General features: G+C 68.4%; 4 protein-coding genes. All 4 read right to left on the bottom strand.

From position 1 onward, the window contains the following. Positions 1-236 (bottom strand): LacI family DNA-binding transcriptional regulator (locus B4E30_RS10385; protein WP_286795248.1); only part of this gene is annotated, 236 nt, incomplete at its 3' end. 42 nt (positions 237-278) lie between these two features. Beyond that, on the bottom strand, positions 279-1,754 hold the full coding sequence (locus B4E30_RS10380; protein ID WP_414683208.1) for a GH1 family beta-glucosidase: 1,476 nt from the start codon (positions 1,752-1,754) through the stop codon (positions 279-281). A gap of 5 nt (positions 1,755-1,759) precedes the next feature. Then, the gene (locus tag B4E30_RS10375) at positions 1,760-2,674 is read right to left on the bottom strand and encodes a carbohydrate ABC transporter permease (protein ID WP_286795247.1); all 915 of its coding nucleotides are present in this window, start codon (positions 2,672-2,674) and stop codon (positions 1,760-1,762) included. Further along, a partial coding sequence (locus tag B4E30_RS10370) for a carbohydrate ABC transporter permease (RefSeq protein ID WP_286795246.1) occupies positions 2,671-3,480 on the bottom strand: 810 nt, incomplete at its 5' end. The genes B4E30_RS10370 and B4E30_RS10375, both read right to left, overlap by 4 nt.

Raw genomic sequence — 3,480 nt, 5'->3', positions numbered from 1 at the left:
GTGTCCTCGGGCACGATCAGCGCGATCGCGTGGGTCTGACGACTGGCGAGGGTGCGCGCGGCGCGGTTGGGCACGTAGTTGAGGTCGGCGATCGCGCGGGTGACCGCTTCGACGGCCTCCGGGCTGACGGCGGGGGAACCGTTGACGACGCGTGACACCGTCGACCTCGACACCCCGGCCTCGGCGGCGACCTCCTCGATCGTGACGGCCCCGCGAGCTGCGGACGACGTGGTCACCGCGACTCCTTCCCTACGCCTGCGCGATCGGGCGGTGCGGGATCACAGCGCGCGCGAGGCGATGATGCGAGCGTACTCGCGACCGCTGTCCTTCACGGCCCGCTCCTGCGTGGCGTAGTCCACGCGCACGATGCCGAACCGCTTCTCGTAGCCCCACGCCCACTCGAAGTTGTCGAGCATCGACCAGTAGAAGTACCCGCCGACCTCGACACCGGCCTCGATCGCGTCGAGCACAGCGCCCAAGTGTCCGCGCAGGAACTCGACGCGGTCGGAGTCGTGCACGCGGGTCTCGCCGTCTTCGACGATCGCGACGTCGTCGTAGGCGGCGCCGTTCTCGGTGACGTACAGCGCCGTCCCGGCCGGGCCCGCATAGTCGGCCGACACCCGCTGCAGCAGGCGGGTGAGCCCTTCCGGCTGCACCTCCCACTGCATCGGGGTGCGCGGAAGTCCCCGCTCGTGCCAGAAGATGCCCTCGTGCGAGGGGAACGCCGAGTGCGCGGGACGCGCGGTGGGCGCATCGCCGCCGACGGGTGCGACCTCCGGCTCGTGGCCGCCCACGTACTCGCCGTGGTAGTAGTTCACGCCGAGCGAGTCGACGCGGCTCGCGATCGTCTCGAGGTCGCCCGGCTGCACGGCGGTCTCGAACGCGGCGACGGCGTCGGCATCCACTCGCCGGATGTCCTCGACCACGTCCGCCGGGTACTCCCCGCGGAAGATCGGATCGAGGAACCAGCGGTTGAACTGACCGTCGATGCGACGCGCGGCGTCGGCGTCGGCGGGGTCGGCGGGATCCACGGCGTCGGCGACGGTGAGGTTCAGCGTGATACCGAGGTTCAGCGACGCGTCGCGCTCACGGAGCGCCGAGATCGTCTGTCCGTGCCCGAGCAGCAGATGGTGCGAGGCGAGCAGGCCCTCTTCCACGCTGTAGTGACCGGGGGCGTGGATGCCGGCGGTGTAGCTGAGGAACGACGAGCACCACGGTTCGTTGAGGGTCGTCCACACGCGCACCCGATCGCCCAGGGCGTCGTGCATGTCGAGCGCGTACTCGGTGAAGCGGGCTGCCGTGTCGCGGTTCGCCCACCCGCCCTTCTCCTGCAGCGCCTGCGGCAGATCCCAGTGGTAGAGGGTGAGCCAGGGCAGGATGCCCGCATCCAGCAGCTCGTCGACGAGACGCTTGTAGAAGTCGACACCGGCCGCGTTCACCGCGCCGCCGTCGGGCCGCACGCGAGACCACGACGTCGAGAAGCGATAGGTGTTCAGGCCCATGTCCGACATGAGCGCGACGTCGTCGCGGTAGAGGTGGTAGTGATCGCAGGCGACGTCGCCGTTGTCGCCGTTGATCACGGCGTCGGGCACCCGGCAGAACGCGTCCCAGATCGAGTCGCGACGACCGTCCTCGCGGGCCGCACCTTCGATCTGGAAGGCCGCGGTGGCGGCGCCGAACAGGAAGTCCGACGGGAACGGGCGCGAGGGGGCGGTCATCCGGGGGGAGTCCTCTCGGGAGGTGGTGGCGGTCATGGTGCTCATCCCTTCACGGCTCCTGCCATGATGCCGCTCACCAGCTGCTTGCCGACGAACACGAAGAGGATCAACAGGGGGATGGTCGCCAGCAGCACGCCCGCCAGCACGATGGAGTAGTCGACGAAGTAGTTCGACTGCAGCAGCGACAGCGCCACCGGCAGCGTCGGATTCTGCCGGTCGAGCACGATGAACGGCCAGAAGAAGTTGTTCCAGGCGGTCACGAACGTGAACAGTCCGAGCATCGCGGCGGCCGGGCGCGCGGCGGGCAGGCCGATCGTCCAGAAGGTGCGGAACGATGTCGCACCGTCGACGCGCGCCGCCTCGATGAGCTCGTCGGGAACGGACTGGCGCAGGTACTGCGTCATCCAGAACACCCCGAATGCCGTCACCAGTGCCGGAACGATGATCGCACCGATCTGGCCGGTCCAGCCGAGGTCGGCGAAGAGGATGTACAGCGGCACGACCCCGAGCTGCATCGGCACGGCCATGGTGGCGATGACGAAGACGAGCAGCCAGTTGGCGCCGCGGAACCGCAGCTTCGCGAAGGCCCAGCCGGCGAGGGTCGAGAAGAACACGACGGACAGGGCGATGAGCGCCGAGCTGTAGATGGAGTTCCACAGCGCGAGCCAGAAGTTCACGGCCGGGTCGTTGACGACGGCGAGGGCGTTGTCGATGAAGTTGCCGCCGGGAAGCCACGACATGTCGGGGTCGCGGATGGTGGAGGCGTCGCCGGATCCGATGAGGAACGACCAGTAGAAGGGGAACAGCGATCCGCCGAGCACGATCGCGAGCGCGCCGTAGACGAACCAGCCCGGTCGCGATCCGCGGATCGCGCGGCGGCGGCGCGGACGCCGCTTCTCCTCGGTGGGGATGTCACCGTCGGCGATGGTGACGGGAGGAGTGGTGGTGGTGCTCATCGCTCGTCCTCTCGGGTCGGGCCGGTCGCGGATGCGGCACGCGCACGCGCGTCGCTCTGCACGGCGAGCCGGGCGGCGCGGGCGGCGGCGCGGCGTTCGGATCGGGTCTGGGTGGTGCGGGTTCCTTCGGTGCGCACCAGCCCCTGGGTGACGAACAGATTGATGACGCCGATGAGCAGGATGATGATGAAGAGGATCCACGCGAGGGCGGCGGCGCGACCGAAGTTCCATTCGCCCCAGCCGATGTTGTAGAGCCAGAGGGTGATCGTCAGCCACTGCGAGTTCGGTCCGCCGGTGCCGTACTGGTCGTACATGCGCGGCTCGTCGAAGATCTGCAGACCGCCGATGGTGGAGGTGATGATCACGAAGATCAGCGTCGGGCGCAGGCTCGGCACCGTGATCGAGAAGAACTGGCGCACCTTGCCCGCGCCGTCGACCGTCGCGGCCTCGTAGTAGTCGCGCGGGATGGCCTGCATCGCGGCCAGCAGGATGAGGGTGTTGTAGCCGGTCCAGCGGAAGTTCACCATCGTCGCGATCGCGATGTGGCTGGCGAACGCATCCGAGTGCCACTGGACGGCGGGGATGCCGAGGTTCTGCAGCGTCGTGTTGACGAGGCCGTACTGGTCGCCGAACAGGTTGCTGAAGATGAGGGCGACGGCCACCGGCGCCATGACATAGGGGACGAGGACCCCCATGCGCCAGAAGGTCTTGGCGCGGATGTTCTGGTCGAGCATCGCGGCGATGAAGATCGCGGCGATCAGCTGCGGGATGGATGACAGCAGGAAGATGCTGAAGGTGTTGCGCAG

Origin of the sequence: Microbacterium sp. UBA3394, assembly GCF_002358725.1 — a bacterium.
Lineage (GTDB): Bacteria > Actinomycetota > Actinomycetes > Actinomycetales > Microbacteriaceae > Microbacterium > Microbacterium luteum.
This window is presented reverse-complemented; position numbering and strand designations above follow the sequence as displayed.

Excerpts from the sequence above, each read along its gene's own strand:
- B4E30_RS10375 (WP_286795247.1), bottom strand. The coding sequence starts at position 2,674 with ATGAGCACCACCACCACTCCTCCCGTCACCATCGCCGACGGTGACATC.
- B4E30_RS10380 (WP_414683208.1), bottom strand. The coding sequence starts at position 1,754 with ATGACCGCCACCACCTCCCGAGAGGACTCCCCCCGGATGACCGCCCCC.